This is a genomic window from Thioalkalivibrio sp. ALR17-21, assembly GCF_000420185.1.
GTDB lineage: Bacteria > Pseudomonadota > Gammaproteobacteria > Ectothiorhodospirales > Ectothiorhodospiraceae > Thioalkalivibrio > Thioalkalivibrio halophilus.
This window is the reverse complement of sequence record NZ_ATUL01000020.1, coordinates 31,544-53,022: the sequence shown is the minus strand read 5'-3', so window position 1 is coordinate 53,022 and position 21,479 is coordinate 31,544. Positions and strand designations below refer to the sequence as shown.

General features: G+C 65.4%; 18 protein-coding genes and 1 tRNA gene. 10 read left to right on the top strand and 9 right to left on the bottom strand.

Going from position 1 to position 21,479, the window contains the following annotated elements; genetic code table 11:
* The first annotated feature begins 116 nt into the window (after nucleotides 1–116).
* The 4 genes from G020_RS0110820 (at nucleotide 117) to G020_RS0110800 (ending at nucleotide 4,777) form a co-directional block, all read left to right on the top strand.
* The gene (locus tag G020_RS0110820; RefSeq protein ID WP_024329576.1) at nucleotides 117–341 is read left to right on the top strand and encodes a hypothetical protein; all 225 of its coding nucleotides are present in this window, start codon (nucleotides 117–119) and stop codon (nucleotides 339–341) included.
* A gap of 743 nt (nucleotides 342–1,084) precedes the next feature.
* On the top strand, nucleotides 1,085–2,113 hold the full coding sequence (locus G020_RS0110815; RefSeq protein ID WP_024329575.1) for a site-specific integrase: 1,029 nt from the start codon (nucleotides 1,085–1,087) through the stop codon (nucleotides 2,111–2,113).
* Nucleotides 2,114–2,351: 238 nt separating this feature from the next.
* The gene (locus tag G020_RS0110805; protein WP_029681292.1) at nucleotides 2,352–3,824 is read left to right on the top strand and encodes an Eco57I restriction-modification methylase domain-containing protein; all 1,473 of its coding nucleotides are present in this window, start codon (nucleotides 2,352–2,354) and stop codon (nucleotides 3,822–3,824) included.
* Nucleotides 3,821–4,777, top strand: coding sequence for a BsuBI/PstI family type II restriction endonuclease (locus G020_RS0110800; RefSeq protein ID WP_024329573.1), 957 nt, complete (start codon nucleotides 3,821–3,823; stop codon nucleotides 4,775–4,777). Before G020_RS0110805 ends, G020_RS0110800 begins: the two co-directional genes overlap by 4 nt.
* A gap of 47 nt (nucleotides 4,778–4,824) precedes the next feature.
* On the opposite strand, the gene G020_RS0110795 is transcribed toward G020_RS0110800, so the two are convergent.
* Nucleotides 4,825–5,517: a hypothetical protein gene (locus tag G020_RS0110795; RefSeq protein WP_024329572.1), complete on the bottom strand. Its 693-nt coding sequence runs from the start codon at nucleotides 5,515–5,517 to the stop codon at nucleotides 4,825–4,827.
* A gap of 1,989 nt (nucleotides 5,518–7,506) precedes the next feature.
* On the opposite strand from G020_RS0110795, the gene G020_RS15310 reads away from it, so the two are divergent.
* The 3 genes from G020_RS15310 to G020_RS0110780 all read left to right on the top strand — a co-directional run bounded on the left by G020_RS15310 (nucleotide 7,507) and on the right by G020_RS0110780 (nucleotide 8,897).
* The gene (locus tag G020_RS15310) at nucleotides 7,507–7,662 is read left to right on the top strand and encodes a hypothetical protein (protein ID WP_019583523.1); all 156 of its coding nucleotides are present in this window, start codon (nucleotides 7,507–7,509) and stop codon (nucleotides 7,660–7,662) included.
* 23 nt (nucleotides 7,663–7,685) lie between these two features.
* Nucleotides 7,686–7,922: a type II toxin-antitoxin system HicB family antitoxin gene (locus G020_RS0110785; RefSeq protein ID WP_019583524.1), complete on the top strand. Its 237-nt coding sequence runs from the start codon at nucleotides 7,686–7,688 to the stop codon at nucleotides 7,920–7,922.
* 348 nt (nucleotides 7,923–8,270) lie between these two features.
* On the top strand, nucleotides 8,271–8,897 hold the full coding sequence (locus tag G020_RS0110780) for a hypothetical protein (RefSeq protein ID WP_019583525.1): 627 nt from the start codon (nucleotides 8,271–8,273) through the stop codon (nucleotides 8,895–8,897).
* A gap of 22 nt (nucleotides 8,898–8,919) precedes the next feature.
* Here the strand turns inward: G020_RS0110780 and G020_RS0110775 are convergent, their stop codons facing one another.
* The 6 genes from G020_RS0110775 to G020_RS0110745 all read right to left on the bottom strand — a co-directional run bounded on the left by G020_RS0110775 (nucleotide 8,920) and on the right by G020_RS0110745 (nucleotide 16,085).
* Nucleotides 8,920–11,889: a conjugal transfer protein TraG N-terminal domain-containing protein gene (locus G020_RS0110775; protein ID WP_019583526.1), complete on the bottom strand. Its 2,970-nt coding sequence runs from the start codon at nucleotides 11,887–11,889 to the stop codon at nucleotides 8,920–8,922.
* 10 nt (nucleotides 11,890–11,899) lie between these two features.
* The gene (locus tag G020_RS0110770) at nucleotides 11,900–13,336 is read right to left on the bottom strand and encodes a conjugal transfer protein TraH (RefSeq protein WP_024329571.1); all 1,437 of its coding nucleotides are present in this window, start codon (nucleotides 13,334–13,336) and stop codon (nucleotides 11,900–11,902) included.
* Nucleotides 13,337–14,078: 742 nt separating this feature from the next.
* Nucleotides 14,079–14,912: a plasmid replication initiator TrfA gene (gene trfA, locus G020_RS0110760; protein ID WP_231363078.1), complete on the bottom strand. Its 834-nt coding sequence runs from the start codon at nucleotides 14,910–14,912 to the stop codon at nucleotides 14,079–14,081.
* 62 nt (nucleotides 14,913–14,974) lie between these two features.
* Complete coding sequence (locus tag G020_RS0110755) at nucleotides 14,975–15,301, bottom strand: hypothetical protein (RefSeq protein ID WP_019583529.1); 327 nt, start codon at nucleotides 15,299–15,301, stop codon at nucleotides 14,975–14,977.
* A 126-nt stretch (nucleotides 15,302–15,427) separates the two neighbouring features.
* Nucleotides 15,428–15,808 (bottom strand): hypothetical protein, encoded by a 381-nt coding sequence (locus tag G020_RS0110750; protein ID WP_231363077.1) that lies wholly within the window; start codon nucleotides 15,806–15,808, stop codon nucleotides 15,428–15,430.
* 200 nt (nucleotides 15,809–16,008) lie between these two features.
* Nucleotides 16,009–16,085: transfer RNA gene (locus tag G020_RS0110745), tRNA-Arg, on the bottom strand.
* A 162-nt stretch (nucleotides 16,086–16,247) separates the two neighbouring features.
* Between G020_RS0110745 and G020_RS0110740 the strand changes: the two genes are divergently transcribed.
* Nucleotides 16,248–16,580 carry a hypothetical protein gene (locus G020_RS0110740; protein WP_019591288.1) on the top strand — a complete coding sequence of 111 codons (333 nt, stop codon included), beginning with the start codon at nucleotides 16,248–16,250 and terminating at the stop codon, nucleotides 16,578–16,580.
* 8 nt (nucleotides 16,581–16,588) lie between these two features.
* Here G020_RS0110740 and G020_RS0110735 read toward each other — a convergent pair whose 3' ends face one another.
* On the bottom strand, nucleotides 16,589–17,290 hold the full coding sequence (locus tag G020_RS0110735) for an arylesterase (RefSeq protein ID WP_024329570.1): 702 nt from the start codon (nucleotides 17,288–17,290) through the stop codon (nucleotides 16,589–16,591).
* Between G020_RS0110735 and G020_RS0110730 the strand changes: the two genes are divergently transcribed.
* Nucleotides 17,289–17,999 carry an ABC transporter ATP-binding protein gene (locus G020_RS0110730; RefSeq protein WP_024329569.1) on the top strand — a complete coding sequence of 237 codons (711 nt, stop codon included), beginning with the start codon at nucleotides 17,289–17,291 and terminating at the stop codon, nucleotides 17,997–17,999. The genes G020_RS0110735 and G020_RS0110730 overlap by 2 nt on opposite strands.
* Nucleotides 17,996–20,515 carry an ABC transporter permease gene (locus G020_RS0110725; RefSeq protein ID WP_024329568.1) on the top strand — a complete coding sequence of 840 codons (2,520 nt, stop codon included), beginning with the start codon at nucleotides 17,996–17,998 and terminating at the stop codon, nucleotides 20,513–20,515. The genes G020_RS0110730 and G020_RS0110725 overlap by 4 nt, the downstream gene beginning before the upstream one ends.
* Before the next feature lie 9 nt (nucleotides 20,516–20,524).
* On the opposite strand, the gene G020_RS0110720 is transcribed toward G020_RS0110725, so the two are convergent.
* On the bottom strand, nucleotides 20,525–21,403 hold the full coding sequence (locus G020_RS0110720) for an undecaprenyl-diphosphate phosphatase (protein WP_024329567.1): 879 nt from the start codon (nucleotides 21,401–21,403) through the stop codon (nucleotides 20,525–20,527).
* Nucleotides 21,404–21,479: the final 76 nt, after the last annotated feature.

Sequence of the window (21,479 nt, the reverse complement as noted above, 5' to 3'; positions counted from 1 at the left end):
GGGCATCGAACGCCGGTTGAGACACTCAAGGCCTGGCAACAGGAACGCCCCGATTTATTTCGTAAACATGTATACAAACAGCCGGGACCCGACACCTACCCACACAGGAGCAAGTCTTGATCGAACAATACGTCGAAGCTTACAACTTCTGGAACACGCTCATCTTCTTTCTGATCGTCATGTTTGTCTTGGGCGCTCTACGGCATCCCGTGGTTATGTCGAAGGCGCTCCTGACTATCGTGGCCAGCCTCCTCGGCATCGTCGCTACCACCTTGCTCCTGATAGTCCATATGCTCGCCTATCCGTTCCGAAAGCTCACGAACCCTCAGCGTGAGGAGTAGATGTCGGATCGCGCCTGATTCGAGATCAGGGAGAAATCCGCTCAAACAGATGCCTCATATCCGGCAAGGACATTAAAGCACCAACAGGACACGGGCATGCACAATCCGGGCGGCCGACAGGGACGGCCAACATTCGCCCGGACAAAGAGGACCGAGGCCAAAGACAAATTGAGGGAAAGCTATGCACGAAACTAAGCACCGCAACCACCAGGGCAATGACAAGAAAGGTAACTTTGCGAAACCCATGCTGAGTTTTTCGACAAGATCGAAGGCGAATTGACAAAGACTTCGACAACCTTGATCGATACGGCCGCCAATAGCGACCGGATGCCTGAATGGGGACGTACAGGCCGCCGCCATCAAACAGCTTGCGGGGCCGCCCTTCGTACTTGGCGGCTGCCAGCGCGGCGGCAGTCAGCTTATTGGTTGGCTTGGGCATGGGGGTCTCTCAGCAAGGTGACACAGGGCCAATCGGGCTTTCTACCCCCAAAAGCACCCCCGAAGGTGCGGAGCTGTCCATAGAAAGCGCCAGACAAGCAAGGACTGCCAGCACCAATAAATTGCGGTTTTTGGCCTTTATTGATGGACGCATCAGGATGGAACAAGATGGAAAGATGGCGTCCCCGGCAGGATTCGAACCTGCGACCTACCCCTTAGGAGGGGGTAGAGAGGTCTAGAAATGGCCTAGCTTATCGGGCAGTCTTGGGCTTCTTGCCACACTCTTGCCACAGTGAAGCCCGAAAATGGCCACCATCCGACGACGTTCGACCGGCAAATGGGAGGCCCAGATACGCCGTCTGGGCCAGCCCTCGATCACGAAGACCTTCAGCGCCCGCGAGGACGCCGCGAAGTGGGCGAGGGCGACCGAGCGCGAGATGGATACCGGCCAGTTCCTCCCGCGCACCGATGGCGAGCGTACGACCGTCGCAGCCGCGTGCGAGCGATACGCCCGCGAGGTGCTGCCGCAAAAGAAGTCTCGGCGCCAGATGGCGTCGGACATGACTCGGATAATTGAGGAGTGGGGCCCGCACTCGCTGATCGCCCTCACTCCCGAGCGGATCGCGGCATACCGTGATCGGCGGTTGCAGACTGTCTCCGGAGACCAGGTAAGGAAGGAGCTGGGCCTCCTGGGCCGAATTTACCGAGTGGCGATGACCGACTGGGGCATCCATGTACCTCATGGCGCACCGACTGATCGGGTGCGTCTGCCCCCTGCTGGGCGTGGACGAGACCGGCGTGTATCGGACGACGAACTGGGCGCGATCCTGGCGGCTACAGGGTCACGAGAGCTGCCGAGCCTCTGCCGCGTGGCGGTGGAGACTGCCATGCGGCGTGGCGAGCTGACAGCGCTGACTTGGGATCACGTTGACCTACGCCGTCGGGTCGTCCACCTGCCACACACAAAAAACGGACAGGCCCGCGACGTCCCGCTCTCGACGCGAGCGCGGGATGAGCTGGCCGCGCTCCCGCGCCGACTGTCGGGGAGGGTATGGGGCCTGACACCCGATGCGGCCAGCCGGGCGTTCGCCCGCGCGGTACAGACGGCTCGGGCACGTTATGTCGAGGCGCAGGAGGCGGCCGGAGCCACCTCCGATGCGGATTGGCTAGTCAGCGTGCGCCTGCACGACTTACGACACGAGGCGACGTCGCGCCTGTTCGAGCGGGGTCTGTCGATCGTCGAGGTCTCCGCGATCACCGGACACACTGACCTCGCGATGCTGCGACGGTACACTCACCTGCGCGCCGACGATCTGGTGGCGCGGCTCGGTTAGGGGCTGGGGAGGCGAGCATGTCGCAGCTATCGATCGCGATCATCGTCACGACCGTGGCCGTCATCGCCGCATACGCGGTGTTGATGGGTTTGGGCTATTGCGCCGAGCGGTGCCGTAGGCATACGTGATGCGTGATACCACAGCGAGGTGGTCGTCGGGGACTGTCGTATAGATGTGCCCCAACCCACCCCTACCAACACACGTTGGCGATGTTGCGCCGCGTCAATGAGGAATGCGAATGCCCCAAGAGCAACTCGAAGCCCTGGATAGGTTGCACACGGCACCCGCGTTGCGAGCTGAACGAAAGCGGAAGGCAGAACTTGGTCAATTCATGACGCCATCCAGCGTAGCCCGCTTTATGGCGTCGTTATTTCCGAGCAACGCCGCGCCGACTTGCCGGCTGCTCGATGCAGGTGCCGGCATGGGAGCGCTTTCTTCGGCCTTCCTGGATCGATGGCAGGCCGGCGGCTTCGATTTCCGATCGGTCGAGGTAACCGCGTACGAAGTCGATGACGACCTGCGCGCGTTACTCGCCCAGCGGTTTTCTGCCTACCGCGAGGTGACTTCACACATAAATGCAGGCGACTACATCCAGCTCGCAACAGAGGAAGGTCTGCCGGGGGACGGCTACACCCACGCGATCCTCAATCCGCCCTACAAGAAGATCAACAGCCAGTCCGCACACCGCTTGGCTCTGCGCCGTGTCGGCATTGAGACGGTCAATCTGTATGCCGCCTTTGTGGCACTGGCCTTAATGCAGGCTGCCCAGGGAGGGCATATCGTGGCGATCATTCCGCGTAGTTTCTGTAACGGCCCCTACTACCGCCCCTTCCGTGAGTTCATCCTGGAGCGTGCAGCTATCCGCCGCATGCACCTGTTTGAGGCGCGCAACAAGGCGTTCAAAGAGGATGAGGTTCTCCAAGAGAATGTCATCATCCACCTGGAGCGAGGGGGCGAACAGGGTTCGGTGATGGTCTCGACCTCCACGGATGACACCTTTGGGGACCTCGCGATTCACGAGCATCCGTTCGACCGGGTCGTGTTTCCAGATGATCCGGAGCAGTTCATTCACGTTCCCACGTCACCGGAGAGTAATGCCATCGAGCGGTCTTCGGCGATCCGCTCTACGCTTGCTGACCTCGACATCAAGGTATCGACCGGGCCAGTGGTCGATTTCCGGCTGAAAGAGCATCTGCGCAAAATGCCAGGGGAAGGCACCGTGCCCTTGTTGTATCCCGGGCATTTCAGCAGTGACGGTACGACTTGGCCCATCGAGGGCTGCAAGAAGCCAAACGCCATCGAGCGCAATGCCGAAACCGAGAAATGGCTGTACCCGAGTGGCTTCTACTGCGTGGTGCGGCGCTTCTCTTCAAAGGAGGAGAAGCGCCGGATCGTTGCCAGTGTTGTTGACCCGAGCACGTTCGGCGAGGCGCCAGTGTTGGGCTTTGAGAACCACCTAAATCTGTTCCACGACGGCAAGACTGGATTACCTGAGGCGCTGGCTCGCGGGCTCGCTGTATTCCTGAACACCACTGCAATCGATGAGTGCTTCAGGCGTTACAGCGGCCATACCCAGGTCAATGCAACCGACCTCAAGCGGATGAACTATCCAACTCGTGAAATGCTCATCGAACTAGGCGAATGGGCGATGAAGCAAGAAACGCTCACACAGGACGAGATCGATGCAAAGCTAGGAAACCTGATCGCATGAACGACAAGGACGAATATATCAAAGCCGCACAGCAGATCCTCGCTTCATTGGGGCTGCCGCGAAAACAGCAGAACAAGCGTTCGGCGCTCTGCCTCTTGGCCCTGCTAAACCTAACGCCTGGCAAGGCTTGGGCCGACGCCGAAAATCCGCCGATGGGCATCACTCCCATCATGAATTGGATGCACGATCATTACGATAAGGCCTACGCGCCCAATTCCCGCGAGACCGTGCGCCGAAACACCATACACCAGTTCCGCGACGCTGGTTTGGCCCTCCACAACCCGGGTGAGCTCAGCCGACCGGTAAATAGCCAAGACTCGGTCTATCAGATTGAGCCCGCCGCACTGGCCCTGTTGCGTACCTTCGGCACGCCGGCATGGCATGACAATCTCTCTGCCTATCTAGCCGAACGTGAGACACTGATCGCGCAATACGCCAAGGAACGTGAACAGCACCGCATCCCGGTCCAGGTCGCACCAGGCCAGGAAATCACCCTGAGCCCTGGTGAGCATAGCGAACTGATCCGGGCCATCATTGAGGAGTTCGCCTCGCGCTTCGCACCGGGAAGTGTATTGGTCTACGCCGGCGACACTGGCGAGAAGTGGGGTTACTTCGATGCACCGTTGTTGGCCGGCCTGGGCGTCGATGTTGATTCACACGGAAAGATGCCCGACGTGGTGTTGCACTACACCGCGAAAAACTGGCTCCTCCTGGTCGAGTCCGTCACTAGTCACGGCCCGGTCGATGGTAAGCGACATGCTGAATTGGAAAAGCTGTTCGCTGGATCAACCGCTGGCTTGGTTTATGTGACCGCGTTCCCCAATCGGACCATCATGGGCCGCTACCTTGGTGAGATCGCCTGGGAAACCGAGGTATGGGTGGCTGATTCCCCTTCCCATCTCATTCATTTTAATGGCGAACGGTTCCTCGGGCCGTACCCGTCGGAGAAATGACCCTTTTGGCATATTGCCTGCGCGACCCCGGCTCCCACTACTTGTCCTCACGCGGTCGCCGCGCCCTGCGGCGCGGGCGCGGTATATCGCCCGAACTGAGGTAGCGCGTCCGGCTCGACGCACGGCCATGGCTGGCCACCCGAGTGTTTCGCCCACACCTTCCGGGCGCGGCGCAGCATCTTGGCCGTCTGCGTGCGCACCCCGGAGTGCATCGGGCGCCGGAGCAGGATATCGACGTAGGCGCGCAGTCGCCGGGGGTCGCGATGGCGCCCGGCCGCTTGGGCCAGCTCGGTCAGGTAGTTGGCGCACGCGCGTTCTGCGTCGCGGGTGAGGCACCACGTCCATCGCGCTCCTCCGCCATGCTGCCGGGGCCGGGTCAGGTGCATGCACACGTAGTCGCCCCACGTCAGGCGCTCGGAGCGAGCGTCACTCAACGTCTCCTCGTCTTTCACCGGGCCGGTCCCGGCTTCCGTTACCAACAGTACCCAGCGGATCATCTCCCCCCGATCATCCTGAGGCAGCTCCGCTCCGATCAGGAGTGCGGCGCATCGGCCCCGTCGTTTGCGGTTTTGACGGGCGGCGGGGGATAGATCGACCTCGTACTCGCGCCGGAACTTCCCGACGAGCCGATCCCACTTGTCGGCGCGCACCATACCTGTGGTGTACAGCGGATAGCCCCGAGCGATGGAGCGCAGGATGGCACGCTGGGCCTCAGCCTGTGATGGATATAGATGTCGCATCGTCCCTCCGGTGGTCACATGGTGATGCCGGGAGTATTACATGCGCCGCTCCTGTTTTTACATCGCGCGCGGATTGTACATTGCACTTCAGCGGTAACCTCTGGCCGCCGCATCCTGTTGTCACCGTCACAGTCACTGTGCCTGTGACGGTGAGTATCACTGTTACTGTTACAGTTACTGTAACTGTACCAGTAACAGTGACAGTAACAGTTACTTCGACTGTGCCTGTGACTGTCGCTGTAACAGTGACTTGTGCATTTGATCGAGCGTCTTGGCGGTTGGTGCACGGACGACTTTCTTGTCGAGCGGGAGCGGGAAACAGTTATACATTGTAATTCACCGATGCTTGGATTCGGGTAGGTTAACTGGCTGATGCAAAAACAATATAGCATGGCAACAGCATTATGCAGTTAATGTTCCTATGCAGATGCCGGGTGGGTTGCGGATTTCCGGCAATACCCACCACACGGAGGCTGCGCATTAGCCGCAGCCAGAGTCGGCCACCGGGACTCGGTGGGCGGCCGCGATATTGGCTAGGCACCGCGCGGCTGGCCGAGCGTTGGCGGCCTCCTCGGCGGCTCCCATAGGGAGCGGCGGAGGAGGCCGCCAACCTCAACACGCCAGCCACGCCGCACATACGCCACGGGCCGTATGGCCCCCGGGGATCGCCAATCCCCAGGACGTCGGCCGCCAACCGACGTCTAGTGCTACTTAGCGCCCACCCGCGGGTAATTCCGCTCACTGGGTGCGAGGGAGGCCCCGTGGACTAATCCCGGCTTGCCAGCCGGACTAACCCCACGGGTCTATCCCATCCATGACATCGATGTACCGATGTTGGGCGACCAGGGCACGGGCCAACCGGGGACCGCGCGTGCGCGCGCGAGAAACGGGAAACCCTGCCTGGGGCAAGAGGTGGTGAAGCCCACCCCACGGGGTGCGGGAAACCGCGCAACGTGTGCCACACACGCGGGCCGTCCACGCCAGTAGCGATGCTGGCGTCGCCGTCATACGACGAGTGTCGTAGGGGCGGCGGTGTACCTCGATGTGATCCGGGTCGCTCCGGGGAGCATCGTGGATAGGCGGGAGCGTAAGCGTGTAAATGCGCCGTGCAGGCGCTATGTGGAGATATCAGAGCCGACTAGGGTAGAGACCTGCGAAAACTCAAAGGACACACATCCGTAAGAGAGCCGTTGTGGAACATTGGGCCTCCGAAATCCCGGGGATGCGCCGGGTGATGGTAGATGTGTGCTGACGAGGGTTTAGGCGCTGATATTGATGACTGCCCCAGGAGAACTGGGCAAAGGGCCGAGAGGGTCGGTGTAGTGGCATACACCGGCACGGAGCTAACGACTCCGCTAATCCTCGACGCCCCGAGAGCGTTCCGCGATCAGGCAATGAACCACGATCTCGAAAGGATCGAGGGAGTTTTACTTTTCTGTCGGGAAAGTAAAACACTCCGGGTTGGCACCCGGAGGCCGAAAGCGGGAGGTAGCACGATGGTGTATTACCCCATCCTGGCGGATGGGTGTCACGTTCCTATATGGATCGTGACGTGTGGTGAGCATCGGGATCGGGTTGGCCCCCGATCCCGAAAAGAGTGTAGTGAGGCTTGGCGGCCTTATTTTTTCCAATGAATGATATGGAGGATATACCATGATGTACGACGTCGATACGACATAGATGTGCGATCGCACACGACGACCACGCCCGTAGTCATTGGCTGCGGGCAGCTTTCCCACTCCAGGCATTGCCTGGAGTGGGGATTTTCGATTTTGGAGTTGACACGCAGGCCGCGCATTTTTTATATTTGAGTTGTGGCCTGCGGTCACATTGTTACGCACCGCTCCTCGAAGACCGGTGGTTGCAAGCGAAATGCCAGCTCTGCGGCTTTGTAGCGGAGACTGAAAATCACCGCCCTGCGGGGTGGTGGCTATGCTCCCGGCTCCGGCTGGGAGTTTTTTTTGGCCAAGAATCGTTACCGGGATACCGATGGGGGCGGCGCTGGAACTCTGCCGCCTGGCGGCGCATCGTGGTACGACACAGCGTGATCTCCTGATCGAGCTGATCGAGGCCGAGTCGGCCCGCGTGACTGAGGGAATGTCCGATGCCGACTATGCCGAGTACCTGGACGCCGCGCCCCGGTAACGGAATGGAGGGAGGAGGGGACCATGCAACATCCGAGCTACCCAGTCCGCCTCTCTCGCGACGTAGACGGGCGCTATCTGGCGACCTGCCGGGACGTGCCGGAGGCCCTGACGGACGGTGCCTCCGAGGCCGAGGCGCTGCGTGAGATGATCGACGCTCTGTGCGTCGCGATAGCGGGGTATCGTCACGCCGGGCGTGACCTACCGACACCGACGCGCGCACAGGAGGGCGAGACCGTAGTGCGCGTGGCCGTGGACTGAGACGGTGCGGCCCGAGGCATCGGCACCCACTCCCCCCCGCCCCTCGCCCAGGCGAGGGGGGCTGCTCGCCGCGAGGCAGGGGTGCGGGGTCGCTCCGCTCAACCCGCACCCCCGGTCGAGCGTGGGGTCGCTACGCGGCCGTACAGGGTCCGCTACGCCCTCCGGGCGGCCCGTGTCCTCGCTGCGCTGCGGTCCGCGCCAGCCGCCCTCCGGCCCTGGACAGCCGCTCCGCTGGGACACGACCGCTCTCAGGGGGACAAATACCCCCTCCGGTAGGGGAGGCCGCCTTCCAACAGGGCGGTTCGCCGCCCTCAAGGGGACAAATACCCCCTCTAGTGGGATACGACTATGAACCTGCAATACACCGATACCCTGATCGGCCGCCAGGGCCGTCGCATCCCGGTCAGCATCCAGGTTGACCGGAACAATCGCCCGCTCCTGCTGAGCGTCGTGGCGTTCGCCCGTGGCCGCCCGGTGCCGATGGGTCACTACGCCGTGCGAGACGGCCGTGTGGAGACCTACACCAGCCCGGATGAGCTACCCCTGCGCCAGAGGATCGTTCTGGCCGCAGGCGCCGCCTTGGGCCTCCTGTACGTCCCGGATCGCTACGAGGTGCTGGACGGTCTGCGCCAGGCGCACCAGGCATTCGACCTGACCCAGCGCAGCCCGGACATCGAGGACTTCACGGCTCATCCGGGGCTGCCGGAATCCGCTGACTCGGCTGATGATGCCTATGTTGCCCAGCTCGCGGCCCAGGAAAGCACGGTATCGCCCGGAGGCGTGTTCCAGCAGATGAGCCGCGAGAGCGACGAAGCCCTATACGGCGCCCTCACTCCGCAGGAGATCGCGCACGAGAGCGACGTGTTGCACGCCTACATGATGGGCGCGATGAATGGGCCGATGCCTATGAGGGAGAGTGGGTCCGATGTGGAGCTAGTGCACGACCCTCACTTGGGAGGGTGGCCGGACCAGTAACCTCGCTGGCCCGGCTCTCTCTTTACCGCCCTCGGCCCGGAGGGCGCGGCCCCTGGTTGCGCTTCGCCTCGATCATTTTCTCCTGGGCATCCTCGCGCCAATCCGATTGGGCGCTTCCCTGCTGCTGATCGGCGCGATCCTGCCGCTCGCCCCGGAGACGATCTTCCACGGCCGCACGCTCACTTCCCCCGCCTCCTGAACTGGCCCCATCGCCCTGATAGACCAAGGAGCGGTCGGCGCCCGGCTTCAGCTCCAGGCCACCGTTCTCGCCCACGCGCCAGTCGCCCAAGGTGCTCGGCGCCTGACCTCCGATGTTTTCGATCGCAATGTCGCGGGCACCGTCATGTTGGCCCTGGAGGTCTTGGCGTCCTGCGCGCACGTTGCCTTCGACGCCGGTGATTCCTCGGCCCTCAGCGTCGTCCGCGAGATCGTTCCGCGCCCCGCTGCCGAAGTCGCGGGCCTGATCCGCCCCCGGAACACCCGAGGCATAGCCTCCGTAAGCGGCATTGACGTTGTTTTGCGGGGCTCCCGCAATGCCAACGCCGAAGTACCGGCCCGCGATCTCCTCGCTGTTCTCCCGAATCATCCCCATCAGTGCGCGGCTGTCTGCGCTGTCACCGCCATCGTTGGCGTTGGCGATCATGCGCTGGAGGTTGGCTTCACCGACCTTCGGCGCCAGGGTGCTGTAGATCGCTCCGTCGAGCTTGCCACCCACGGAAAGCCCGTCCTTCTCGACGCGCGACTGGAGTTCAGACCAGGACTGCGATTCCTGAAGGGAAGCACCCATGCGCTGCGACGCATCCCGCGTCTCAGCCACACCGGCCGAGCCCAGCATGGCGAAGGAATCCCCGAACCGCTCGGTCTGGGTATTCCCCACGCGCTCTCCAACCTGCCGAATGTAGTCGTCCGACACCTGATACTCCTGCGACCGCGCCACGGTCTCGGCTTCCGAGACCGCGCGCTGGGCCTGCTCCTGGGACAGGCCTCGCGCCGCCAAGGAGGCTTGTGCGCGTGCGGACACGACCGAGCCAGGGAGGCCAGCAGCGATGGAGTGGGATATTTCGCTGACTGTCGCACGCATGTCGGATTCCGAGACCTCCGCGCGCTCTGCGGCTTCCCGTACCAATCCTTCCCGCTGCCCATACGCCTGCTGGTACTTGAAGGATTCATCGCTGCTCAGCCCCATATCCGAGGCCATGGCTCGATCCCCCACCAGATCATTGAGCTGGGACTGCTGGGCAGCCGTGCCCTGAACCCGCTGGTCGAAGGCAAGGGCCTGTTCCTGCGCCGCTTGCTGGGCGCGCTGAGCCTGGGTCTGGATGCCCGACTCCAACGTACCCTGAGCGGACGCAGAGACATTCCCGAGACTCGTTGCGCCGGGGCTCGCGTTATAGCTCGCCTGCCCACCTTCGCTCATGCGGGAGACACCACCGGCGGCGGTGACCTGCTCGACGGTGCCGGAGCCATAGCGCATGTTGGGCGCGGTGTTGATCTGGTTGGCGCTGGACGTGTTCACCTGCGAGGTATCCCACGACACCGAGCCGGACTGCATCGAGGCGTCCGTCAGGGACGCGCCCGAGCGGGTCGCCGCCTGCGACATGGGCTGGTTCAGGCTCGACGCCACGCTCGCCCCGATCATGGCCCCGCCACGGATCATCATGTAGGAGATCATCGGGATCGTGAGCGCCATGTACCCGGCCAGCGCCACCATGTCGGAATTGGCGTAGGCGACCGAGGATATGGTCTCCATGGTCAGCCCGGAGCTGCCGTCGCTCATTTCGGCCATACGCTGCGACTGCGGCGCTCCGTACCAGTACATGATGGAGTTCAGCACCGCGTACATCGGCGGCCAGAGCTGAATCCACATCATCACAAGGATGTACTGGCCCAGCACCGACAGCCAGGCCGGGGTCAGCATGAAGATCATAATGACCGGGAACAGGGCATACAGCAGGGCCTCGATCACCGCGCGCATCACCGGCAGGGTGCGCGAGGCCATGTTGCCCATCAGCATGTAGGTGTTGCGCTGGGTCTGCTCGGCCTGAGCGGTGAAGATCGATTGCGCCAGCGCGGCATTGTCCGTCTCTGTGACCCCCTGTGCGAGGGCATCCTGCATCGCATTGATCGTCATCGCCTGGCGGGTGAGGGTCGCGGCATCCTGGTTGATCCCGAGCATGTCCTGGCCGGTCACACCCCCGACGGAGGCCAGGTAGCGCGCCGCCGCATCATCAGCATCGCACTGCGGCCAGATCGCGCCACCGTGCGAGCGCGCAATGGCCTGGATCGCGGGCGCTCCGTCGCCCGTGATCTCCGGCGTCAGCTCGTTCCCCAGTTCCCGACAGGAGAGGACGCTGCCATCGCTACGCGCGACCCAGCGGTTATTCGGGAGCTGGGAGCTGATCGTCTGCCACAAATCGGTCGAACGCGCCGCCTCGTCCAGCGGTATCCATCCGCGCGCGATCATCGGCATCACGCACGACGACATCAGCGAGGTCATGTCCGAGGACAGGCGCATGTCCGTGATCCGGCTCTGCGTCACCGTCCGCGCCATCTGCGACCCGAACAGCATCCCGTTCTGTGCGTACTGCTGATCGCCCGGCAGGCTGATGTACTGCTCATAGAGGCGCGTGATCCCGTCCCCGATGCCCGAGGTGACGTAGCCGAATGCCGCGATCCCAACGGGAACGCCGGTCACGATCGCCGGGGGCGCCGTCCCGCACCCCGACTCGATCCGGTCGATCACGGCGACATCCACCTTCGGCACCATGAGTCCGAGGTAGATGAACCCGAACCCGAGGAACCACGACCAATCGACCTGCAATGACCCGCCGCGCGCGTTCTTGAATGCCGCAAGCATCACCCACACGATCCCGACCACACCGGCAATCCGCGCGAGCGTGACCCAATCGCTGCTCCCCGCGAGAGCGGAGAGCGAGGTGAGCGTCTGCTGGACGTAGGAGCCCGAGCCGTAGGTGATGATCTCCAGTGCCATGCTCGTCTCCTTATCGCGCCAGTTCCTGCGCGAACTTGATCCGCTGGGCCATGCTCGGGCTCATGCGGGCCTCCATGATCGACTTGAGGTCGCGCTGCATCCGGATGAACTCCTGCATCCCGCCTGCCTGACGCATTGCGGCCTGGTAGTCGCGGTGCGCGCGATCCATGACCTCCGCTACGACGAGCGAGATTTCGCGGCGCTGGGCCTCGCCCATCTGGCCGCCAGGCATATTGGCCGCGCCCATCAGGGCCGAGCGCGCCCGGGGAAGGAACTGCTCCAGCCAGCGGTACATCACCTCCGCGACCACGACATCGGTGTACATCTCGGCGGTGATCCCCGGATAGCCCGCATCCGTTTCAGCCTGAATCATCTGGAAGATCGGCAGGCGCGACAGGGCCAGCACGAGGGTCGCGTCGTCCGAGAACCCGATATGGGTCGCGCTCGGCGGCTGCTGGACCGCATCCATGATCTCCTCGATCGCGCGCGTCACCCGGATGCGGATCGGATTGGCATCGCTGGCATCTACCTCCCGCTCGTAGGGGCGCAGACACCCATCGTCCGGGTCGGAGCAGGCGAGCAGCGTCACCGCCCCAGCGGAGTGCTCACCCGACTCGGTGATCTCCGTCCACGTCGTGGTCGGCGGCACGACCTGATCGAGTGCGGAGTCCTCGTAGTCGCCCTCCGGCCACACCACGGTGCCCACCAGCGACATCACCACCTCGATCATGTCCTCGTCCTCCAGCCCTCCATTGCGGAGCGCCTGCCACACGACATTGCCTCGCAGGGCCATCTTGAGGGCGTCGCCATCATCCTGCGGCTGGCCGTCGTCGTTCAGGGGGTTCAGCAGGCCCCAATCCCACTCCTTCTCCGATCCGCACTCGAACCTAGACGCGAAGGTGTCCGACGCCATCGATTCGCCGTCGCGCCACCGCTTGCAGATCGACTCCCGCATCCCCATCGCGCCCAGGGCACCCCGGTTAATGTCCACGGCCGTCTGGCAGGAGTCGATGTTGAACTGGTTGGCCTTGTTGGCCCAATCCTGCATCTGCTTCATCAGGGCGCCGAGCTGCGGCGAGAGGGAGTCCAGCGCCAGGTAGAACGCCGTCGATACCGCCTGCGAGCCGACCTGCCGGGCCATCGCCACGATCTGATCCATGTTTATGAAGCTGAACCCGCCCAGGAAGGCGTCGATCCCGCCGCAGCCGAACTCGGCGCGCGGGGCCTGAATCTGAATCGGCTGGTAGTACCGGGTGCCGGTGCGCGCGGTGAGCTGGCCGAAGTTGACGAACCCGGCCGACTCCGACTGATAGAACCCCGGTTCGTTGACGGTATAGGAGTCGAGGAACGAGTCCATCGCATCGCCGATATCGGCGGAGGCGGGCGCGGTGACGGTGAGCCCAGCGGCCAGTAGGGCGGCGGGCAGGGTGCGGATGATCGGTGTCATATCGTGTGTCCTGTGTCTGTGCGGTCTGCGGCTGCGTGTCGTCGTGTATGCGCCCCGATCACGGGCGGGGCGCGGGGATGGGGGGGTGCCAGGGTCGTGCAGGGCCTCTGTGCGCCCGTCGGGCGCGCACGGCGCGGGGATACCCGGACGGCGGGACGGTGACCGGCGGCCACGATGGCCGTGATGTCGTGATGTTCTGCGGCGCACTGCTGTCCCTCGACCCCGCTCCCGTCCTCCGCGGAGACGCCTTTCGCGCCCATGGGCGCTGGGTCGCGCGCGAGACGTGCCCGTCCCCCGGTCGTCGGGATGGCCCCCAGGTACTTCGGGCCGCGCAGCGGCCCCAGGCCGCCGCCGCAGGCGGCGGGGCGAAGGGAGCGCAGCGACCGGAGGGCAGGCGCGCGCGCAGCGCGCGATCGAGGCGCGTAGCGCCGAGCGAGACGGGGCGCGCTAGCGCCTTCGGCCAGCCCCGGGATTAGAAACGAATTAAAAACCGTATTAGCGGCACGGGGGGGAGTCCGGTAAGGCATTGATACAAAATGCGAAATAGCCACTTCTGGGCCTGTGGATAGGCACAGCCATCCCACCCTCGCGTAACCGCTATCCCACCTTCGCGTAACAGCTATCCCACCCTGCGTAACAGCTATCCCACCCTGTGCGTAACAGCTATCCCACCCTCGCGTAACAGCTATCCCACCCTGTGCGTAACAGCTATCCCACCCGGGACACGTCCAGCGCCCGGGGGTCATGCCCATACCCCCGGGGTACGGGTGACCTGTACGAGGCCGCGATCATCCATCCGCCACGACCATCCGGCGACATCGCATACCCGAGCGAGCGCACCCGGGAGTCGCTGACGCCATACGCGGGGGCTGATCGCCGCGCCGGACAGCTCCCGCAGGTACTCGGGACGGACGGGATGTGGCTCCCTATGGGACGCGTAGTGGCGGTAGAGCCAGTGCGCCGTCGGGTGGGACCGCAGAGCTGCGATCTGATCGGCATCGAGGCGGGTGTACTGAGTCGGCCCGTACAGGGCGACCAAATCGGGGTGCATATCCACGGTGTACTCGCGCGTGACCCGATCGACCCCGCTCGGCCCGATGAGCTGGCCCCGGTAGATGGTCGTACCGTCACCGCCGATGACATGCACCATCGTCGGCGTGAGGCGGTCGAGGACGCGATCGAGCCATCGGCGGTCGGATGTGCCGGTACTCCTGCCGATCTCTCGCAGGAGGCGGCCTGGACGGAACCGAATACGGTCGGGCAGCTCGCGTTCGGGCGCGGCCTCGCGCGCCCAGTAGTGGACGCACTGATCCCAGACCTCTGAGTCGGCCATGTCGAGTCGCTCGCCGGTATAGACGATCCGGGTACTGCCCTGGCTCGCCAGCACCTCGTCGTGCATATAGGCGCGCCTGCCCCGACGGACGATGCCGAACAGCGAGGATCGGATGAGCCAGTTGGAGACGCCGCGCTGGCTGTCTGCCCACGTTGGGGGCTGAGCCGGTGGCTCCGAGGCTCCGGCGGTGGCGTGGTTGTGTTGGGCGTCTATGTCGTGGGCTCGACGACGGGAGCCCGCCATCTGCTGGAGTCTTTGGAGCCGCCCCGTCAAGGCGTCGTCCGCGGCATGTCGCATACCACCCATCACGCCCCCCTCCCGGCCAAGCGCACGGCCTCGATGGCGGCCTCGATGTGCGCGGGGTGCTTGCGGTTTTTCGGACGGCGGCGGCTCCGATCCTCCTGGGTGGCCGGGAGCACCTTCGGCGCGGTGTTCGGCGTCATCATCCATACCCGGAGCGCGCCCGGCGTCGTGAAGGTCTTGCCGCCGATCTGGCGGCACGGCAGCTCGTGCTTGTGGCGGACGACCCAATCCACCGAGACGCCGAGCACGTCGGCGATGGTAGGCAGGCCGCTGATGATCTCATCGTCCGCGTACTGGCGCGGACCCTCGGTATCGGTATGGTCGGACATACGGTCACCTGTGATGCAGGTGGCCGGGGACCCGTGCGTGTCTACGTGTGATGTGGTGGCGCCGGGTGACCCCGGCCTGGCGATACGGATGCCGCGCGCGGAGCGCGGCGCGTCGTCAGGCTGGGGTTACGCGCGAGGAGGCTGGTCGGAGTCGTCGTGGCGATCCGGCGGGGTGGGGGTGGTGTCGTCCGTCCCAGGGGAGGGGATGCCTACGGTGGACGGGGGACGAGCAGGACGGATGGCGCGGGCCATCGCGGCATAGCCGCGCCCGCCGTGCATCGCACCCGCCACGCCGCCGCCAATCAGGATCATCACTGCGGCGACGGCGAGATCGAGGACGTCCGCTCCGGTCGCTGCGCCACCGGCCAGCAGGCCGATGGCAATGACCGCGAGCGCCCCGGATACGACCCACTGCCACCCCGGGAGAGCGCGGGCGCGCGCTGCGGCGCGATCGCACCATTCCGCGACGGCGCGGCGGTGGGCGTATGTGGCCGGTGTGGTCGTCATGGATACAACTTTGCCACAGTGCGCCATCGCGCGCAATGCCATACCGACACGTAACTTCCTGTTCCTCATGAGAATGTGGAGCATTGTGGCGGGCGGTTCCTGCCACACTCATGCCACAGTGAGGAGGCCAATTCGTGCGTATTTCTGCGGATTGGCCCGATGGGCGGGGTTGGATAAGTGTCGGAAATAGCGGGAAAAGATGGTGTCCCCGGCAGGATTCGAACCTGCGACCTGCCCCTTAGGAGGGGGTTGCTCTGTCCAGCTGAGCTACGGAGACGCGGGCGGGAAACCGGATTATACGCGTGGCAGAGCGCATGTCGAAAACGCCGCCCGGTTCGCCTGCAAGCATGCCCCGGCCATTCCGCTCGCATCGGGTGCGATTCAGATTAGCGGGCGGCACGGGGTGGCGCCCCGCGCGCCGGCGAACTAATGTACGGACATGGAGAAGCTGAACTCGGAGCAAACCGACCGTCTGATCGATCTGCTGTGCCCGCTGGTGGGGGTGCGTGGCGAGGTGGACGGACATGTGGTTGAACTGGTCGACATCCTCGATGAGGGACCGGGCGGTCAGCCGGGCATCGCGCTGATGGATGCCGGCGTGGACCGCAGCATCCAGACCAATCAGTACGGTGATCCGCTGTCGCGCCATTCCCGGGTGCGGACCCTGCCGTTGCTGAGCGAGGTGGAACCCGATCTGCATCCGGTGCTGCGCGCGCTGATCCCCGCCGAGGTGTTGCAGCGCTGCCGCGAGGAACTGCGCCCCGAAGACTGAACCGGTGCTCAGTCCCGGTTGCCATTCAGCGTTTCCCGGGCTTCGACCTGCTCCAGCAGCGGCTCCAGTTCCGGCCAGACATTCTCCAGCAGCTGCGGCTGCGCCTCGGCCGACGGATGGATCCCGTCGTCATGCATCATCACTTCGTCGTCGGCGATCCCGTCCAGAAAGAACGGTTCGAAGGCCAGCTCGCGTTCTTTCGCCAGATCCCGGAACACCGCCTCGAAGCGGTCCGTATACTGGGGACCGTAGTTGGGCGGAATGCGGATGCCCAGCAACAGGGTCTTCGCGCCCGCGGTGTCGATCGCATCCAGCATGGCCTCGAGGTTCTCGCGCATGGCGGCGGGCGCCAGCCCGCGCAGACCATCATTGCCGCCCAGTTCCAGGATTACGACATCCGGTTCGGCGCGCTCCAGCTCGCCGGGCAGGCGCTGACGGCCACCGGCCGTGGTCTCGCCGCTGATCGAGGCGTTGTGCACTCGCCAGCTGCCATCGCGCGCCTCCAGGCGGTCTTCCAGCAGGGCCACCCAGCCTTCGGACTCGTCCATCCCCCAGGCGGCACTGAGCGAATCGCCGAACACCAGCAGGCCATGGGTGTCGTCCTCCGGGGCCTTGTGGGCAGAATTCTCCTCCGGCGGGGAATTCGCGGCGAGCGGAAGACTCAACAGCAGGGCAAGACACCCAACGACCAGCAACGGGAAACGCGACATGGATGCATCCTCGCAAGCAGTACTGGAAGCCACGGACCTGCGCCAGCGGGTGGAGGGTCCCAGCGGCACGCTGGACATCCTTCGCGGCGTGTCCCTGGCGGTCAACCCGGGCGAGACGGTCGCCATCCTCGGCGCCTCCGGCTCGGGCAAGTCGACCCTTCTGGGTCTCCTCGCGGGTCTTGACGCCCCCAGTGGCGGAGAAGTTCGCCTGCTGGGCCAGACCATCAGCGAACTGGACGAGGACGGCCGCGCGGCCCTGCGCGCCGGACGGGTCGGTTTCGTGTTCCAGTCGTTCCAGCTGCTGCCGGCCCTGACCGCGCTGGAAAACGTCCTCCTGCCACTGGAGCTCAACCCGGAACACGCGCAGCAGCCGGCCGCGGAGCTGAGCCGCCGCGCCCACGAGGCACTGGAGCGCGTGGGACTGACCGAGCGCGCGCGCCACTATCCGCACCAGCTCTCCGGCGGCGAGCAGCAGCGCGTGGCGATCGCGCGCGCGATCGTCGACCGGCCGGCCATCCTGTTCGCCGACGAACCCACCGGCAACCTCGACGGGCGCACCGGCGAACGCATCATCGAACACCTGTTCGCCCTCACCGACGATCCCGAACCCGGCCACGTCCCCGCTGCCCTGCTGCTGGTCACCCACGACCCCGAACTGGCGCAGCGCTGCGACCGCATCATCCGCATCCAGGACGGGGTCCTGGCATGAATCCGGCGTCCGGACTGCATCATCTGCTGCGCCAGCTGCGGGGATGGCTGCGAGGCACCCGCCAGGAGTGGCGTTCGGCCGAACTGCGGGTACTGGCCGCCGCCCTGGTGGTGGCGGTGGCCGCGGTGGCCGCGGTGGGCTTCTTCACCGACCGCGTCGACCGCGGCATGGCCGACGAGGCGGCCTCCCTGCTGGGCGGGGACCTGTCGGTGGTCGCGCGCGATCCGATCCCCGACGAGTGGGTGGAACAGGCCCGCGAGCGAGGACTGCAACAGGTGCGCACGGCCGCCCTGCCCTCGGTGCTGTTCGGTGCGGAGGACCGCTCGCGACTGAGCTCCCTGCGCGCGGTGGATCCCGACTGGCCGCTGGTGGGCGAGGCCCGCATCCGCGATGCCGAGGGCCGGGAACGGGCCGTCACCGAGGGACCGGAGTCCGGCGAGGCCTGGCTGGAAGGCAGCCTGCTGAACGACCTCGGTCTGGAACCGGGGGATACGGTCACCGTCGGACGCCGGGACCTGGAGATCACCGCGGTCCTGACCCTGGAACCCGACCGCGGCAGTGCGCTCACCGATCTCGCCCCGCGCCTGCTGCTGGCCTACGAGGACCTGGAATCGACCGAACTGATCGGCCCCGGCAGCCGGGTGCGCTACCAGTTCCACCTGCGCGGGACGGACAGCGCGGTGGCCGGGTTCGAACAGTGGCTGGAACCACGTCTGGAGGCCGGGCAGCGCATCCAGGGTCTGGAGGATGCCGATCCGGAGCTGCGCGCGGCGATCGAGCGCGCCGAGCGCTTCCTCGGACTGGCGTCGCTGATGGCCGTGCTGCTGGCCGGGGCCGCGATCGCGGTGGCGGCACACCACTTTGCCCAGCGCCGCGCCGATTCGGCGGCGATCATGCGCGCCCTGGGCGCCAGCGCACGGCGGGTGCTGGCGGTGTATTTCGGGCGTGTGCTGCTGGTCGCCCTGATCGCCTCGCTGATCGGGCTGGCCATCGGCTTCGCCGCGCAGTTCGTGCTCGCTGCCCTGCTCGGAGACTGGCTGGACGCCGATCTGCCCCCGCCCGGCCTGCGACCGATAGTGGCCGGGCTGGGCGTCGGCCTGATCACCGCCGCCGGCTTCGCCCTGCCGGCGATGCTGCGCATCGGGCAGATCCCGCCGCTGCGGGTGCTGCGCCGCGACATCGGCCTGCCGTCGGCCTCGGTGTGGCTGTCGGGCGGGCTGGCAGTGGCGGCCTTCGGCGCCCTGCTTTGGTGGCAGGCGGCCGATGCGCAGCTCGCCCTGTGGGTCCTGCTGGGCACGGCCGGGGCCCTGCTGATACTCGGCCTGCTGGGGGCGGCCCTGGTGCTGGCGGTACGCCCGCTGCGTGACCGCGGCGGCATCGCGCTGCGTTTCGGCCTGGCCAATCTGGCGCGACGCGGCGGGCTCAGTGCAGTGCAGCTGGTGGCCTTCAGCGTGGGCATCCTCGCGCTGCTGCTGCTGGCGATCGTGCGCGTCGACCTGCTGGAGGCCTGGGATGCCAGCATCCCCGAGGATGCGCCCAACCACTTCTACGTGAACATACAGCCAGGGGAACAGGACCGGCTGGCCGACCGCATGGAAGAGGCCGGCCTGGAACGCCCGCAGATGGATCCGATGATCCGCGGGCGGCTGGTCGCCATCAACGACCTGCCGGTGGGGCCCGAGGATTTCGACGACGAACGCACCCGGCGCCTGCTGGACCGCGAGTTCAACCTGTCCTACGCGGAGCAGCCACCGGAACACAACCCGGTGGTGGAAGGTCACTGGACCCTCGACCAGCCGGATTCCGACGGGCTCTCGGTGGAGGCCGGGCTGATGGAACGCCTGGAGCTGGAACTGGGCGACAGCCTGACCTTCCGCATCGGCGGGCGCGCGGTGCGCGGGACCATCACGAACGTGCGCGAGGTGAACTGGGACAGCTTCCGGGTGAACTTCTTCGTCACCGGTGCCCCGGCCCTGCTGGACGAGCAGCCGCGCACCTATATCACCGCGTTCCGCCTGCCGGAGGACATGCACGACGCCCAGAGCCGCTGGCTGCGCGATTTCCCGGCGGTCACCGCCATCGATGTCAGCGCGATCCTGGAGCGCGTGCGCGACATCATCGAACAGGCCACGCGCGCGGTGGAATACGTGTTCCTGTTCACCCTGGTGGCCGGCCTGACGGTGCTGTTCGCCGCGGTCCAGGCAACCCGCGACGTCCGCCGGCGCGAGGCCGCGCTGCTGCGCACCCTGGGCGCACGGCGCCGCGACATCCGCAACGCGCTGCTGGCCGAGTTCGGAACCCTGGGCTTTCTCGCCGGGCTGCTGGCGGCGATCATCGCCACCGCGATCGGGGCCCTGCTGGCCTGGCAGGTGTTCGACTTCGACTACCGCATCAACCCGATGACGTTCGTCTACGGGATCGGCGGCGGCACCCTGGGCATTGCGCTGGCCGGCTGGCTGGGCACCCGGCGGGTGCTGGATCAGGCCCCGCTCACGGTGCTGCGCGGGCCGGAGTGACGCGATGGTTCAGTGGCCGTACATCACACCGGTGTCGAGGAAGCCGAACAGCACCAGCAGCGCCAGGATCCATACATAGATGGAGAACACCTTCAGGCTGGAGCGATAGAGGAAGAACAGCACCATCTTCAGCGACACCACGCCGACCACCGCGGAGACCACGAACCCGGTGATCAGCGCGGACCAGGGCAGATCGCCCAGGCCGTCGTGGTTGAGCACGTCCAGCGACTGCACGGCGGTGGCCGCGAGGATGGTCGGGATCGCGAGGAAGAAGCTGTATTCCGCCGCCCAGCGCCGCTTGAGCCCGCTGAACAGGCCGAACACGATGGTCATCCCGCTGCGGCTGAGCCCCGGCACCAGGGCAAAGCCCTGGGCCACGCCGATCACCGTCGCGATGCGCGGGTTCAGCTTGCGCAGCCCCAGCGGGCGCCGGCTCAGGCGGTCGGTCCACCACAGCAATACGCCGGTCAGGGTCAGGGTCCCGGCGATCAGCACCGGGTTGGCGAAGACGTGCTCGAAGGTCGCCTTGAGGGTGAAGCCCACCACGGCCGTCGCGGCCACCGAGAGCACGCACAGCATCGCCAGGCGGAAGAACAGCATCTCGCCCGGCGCCTCGCCATGGCGCGAGGCCCACTGCCAGCTCTCGCGCACGATCCCGCCGGAGAGCTGCCACAGGCTGCGGCGGAACACGTAGACAATCGACACCAGCGTGCCCACGTGCACCACCAGATCGAACAGGATCATCTCCGGACTCTCCGGCGGCGGCAGCTCGTGCCCCTGACCAATGAGCCAGTGCTGGGTCAGTACCAGGTGCGCGGTTGAACTCACCGGCACGAACATGAAAATACCCTGTACGATTCCCAGCAGGGTCGCGATCCAGATCGCCATCGCCGTTCGCTCCTGTCCGCGGGCGGGGAAGGCGCCGCAGTATACGGAAATCACACCACGAAATCGCCGGGCGCCG

Bases quoted from the DNA above. Each gene is read 5' to 3' on its own strand.
- G020_RS0110815 (WP_024329575.1), top strand. From the start codon at position 1,085: ATGGCCACCATCCGACGACGTTCGACCGGCAAATGGGAGGCCCAGATA.
- G020_RS0110805 (WP_029681292.1), top strand. From the start codon at position 2,352: ATGCCCCAAGAGCAACTCGAAGCCCTGGATAGGTTGCACACGGCACCC.
- G020_RS0110800 (WP_024329573.1), top strand. From the start codon at position 3,821: ATGAACGACAAGGACGAATATATCAAAGCCGCACAGCAGATCCTCGCT.
- G020_RS0110795 (WP_024329572.1), bottom strand. From the start codon at position 5,517: ATGCGACATCTATATCCATCACAGGCTGAGGCCCAGCGTGCCATCCTG.
- G020_RS15310 (WP_019583523.1), top strand. From the start codon at position 7,507: ATGGGGGCGGCGCTGGAACTCTGCCGCCTGGCGGCGCATCGTGGTACG.
- G020_RS0110785 (WP_019583524.1), top strand. From the start codon at position 7,686: ATGCAACATCCGAGCTACCCAGTCCGCCTCTCTCGCGACGTAGACGGG.
- G020_RS0110780 (WP_019583525.1), top strand. From the start codon at position 8,271: ATGAACCTGCAATACACCGATACCCTGATCGGCCGCCAGGGCCGTCGC.
- G020_RS0110775 (WP_019583526.1), bottom strand. From the start codon at position 11,889: ATGGCACTGGAGATCATCACCTACGGCTCGGGCTCCTACGTCCAGCAG.
- G020_RS0110770 (WP_024329571.1), bottom strand. From the start codon at position 13,336: ATGACACCGATCATCCGCACCCTGCCCGCCGCCCTACTGGCCGCTGGG.
- trfA (WP_231363078.1), bottom strand. From the start codon at position 14,912: ATGGCGGGCTCCCGTCGTCGAGCCCACGACATAGACGCCCAACACAAC.
- G020_RS0110755 (WP_019583529.1), bottom strand. From the start codon at position 15,301: ATGTCCGACCATACCGATACCGAGGGTCCGCGCCAGTACGCGGACGAT.
- G020_RS0110750 (WP_231363077.1), bottom strand. From the start codon at position 15,808: ATGACGACCACACCGGCCACATACGCCCACCGCCGCGCCGTCGCGGAA.
- G020_RS0110740 (WP_019591288.1), top strand. From the start codon at position 16,248: ATGGAGAAGCTGAACTCGGAGCAAACCGACCGTCTGATCGATCTGCTG.
- G020_RS0110730 (WP_024329569.1), top strand. From the start codon at position 17,289: ATGGATGCATCCTCGCAAGCAGTACTGGAAGCCACGGACCTGCGCCAG.
- G020_RS0110735 (WP_024329570.1), bottom strand. From the start codon at position 17,290: ATGTCGCGTTTCCCGTTGCTGGTCGTTGGGTGTCTTGCCCTGCTGTTG.
- G020_RS0110725 (WP_024329568.1), top strand. From the start codon at position 17,996: ATGAATCCGGCGTCCGGACTGCATCATCTGCTGCGCCAGCTGCGGGGA.
- G020_RS0110720 (WP_024329567.1), bottom strand. From the start codon at position 21,403: ATGGCGATCTGGATCGCGACCCTGCTGGGAATCGTACAGGGTATTTTC.